The following is a 1,143-nucleotide window of genomic DNA, read 5'->3' on the forward strand; positions in this document are numbered from 1 at the left end:
CCCTACCCTATGGCTCGGCCATGAGCAGACCTCCACCACCGACATATACCTTCACGCCGACATGCAGACCAAAAAGGACGCGCTGGACAAGACCAGGCCACCCGTTGTCGCCCCCGGCACCTACACACCGGAGCCGGGGATCCTCACATGGCTCGAAGCACTCTAACTATGCCGACAAGACCCGCCAGGAACCCGCTCTGAGCAGGTCAAACATTTCATCGATCGGCATAACCCAGAGATCGGCATAAGCGATCAACGGACGACTCGAACACCTCCGCGGCTCCGCCCTCGGGTTCCGCAACCTCACCAACTACATCGCCAGATCGCTACTCGAGACCGGCGGCTTCAGGCCGCTGCTACATCCTGGATTGTGAAGAGCCCGGAAACCTAGGACCCTCCCTCACGTATCGCGGGACCTGTCCAGCCCCTCCCGCACGTCTTGGGTGTTCGACAGCGGCGCCGGGTCCCGGGTGCCTGCCGGCCCGTGCGGCAGCAGGCGAGGGAGCGTCCGGCAGGAGAAGCTGCAGGAAGACGTGAACGAGGCTCCCCCGGGATGGTGCGGGACGTGAGGGAGCAGGTCCAACTAGGTAGCAGCCGGGGTAGAAAGGTAGCTTAAATGCGGGAGGACCCCCAACGTGTGGTTGGGGGTCCTCGACCGTGAATGGTGTTCCGGCGGTGACCTACTCTCCCACACCCTCCCGGGTGCAGTACCATCGGCGCTGTGGGTCTTAGCTTCCGGGTTCGGGATGGGACCGGGCGTTTCCCCCACGCTATGACCGCCGTAACCCTGTGTCCGCACCCGCCGGCGCCTGGTGGCGTGGGGGTGGGAAATCTGGTGGTTACAACATCTGTGGTGTTGTTATTTTGTTGTCGGTTCCTGTGCAACAGTGCCGTCGGTGACGGGTTTGTTGTTTGGGAACCACATAGTGGACGCAAGCAGTCTTGTTTCTTTGTACCCTTCCCGGGGTGTGAACGTCTTTTGAATCCGTTCACGGGATGGGTGTGTGGTGTAAGTTATCGGCCTATTAGTACCGGTCAGCTTCACGAGTCGTTAGTCCTCGCTTCCACATCCGGCCTATCAACCCAGTGGTCTGGCTGGGGGCCTCTCACACACAAGGTGTATGGAAATCTCATCTCGAAGCG

General features: G+C 60.8%; 2 rRNA genes. Both read right to left on the reverse strand.

The features are described 5' to 3' along the window. Positions 1-667: 667 nt before the first annotated feature. Positions 668-784 (reverse strand): 5S ribosomal RNA (gene rrf / locus AC1D2F_RS23880). 220 nt (positions 785-1,004) lie between these two features. Beyond that, a 23S ribosomal RNA gene (locus tag AC1D2F_RS23885) occupies positions 1,005-1,143 on the reverse strand; the annotation flags it as partial.

Source organism: Arthrobacter sp. P1_B3 (assembly GCF_056406615.1).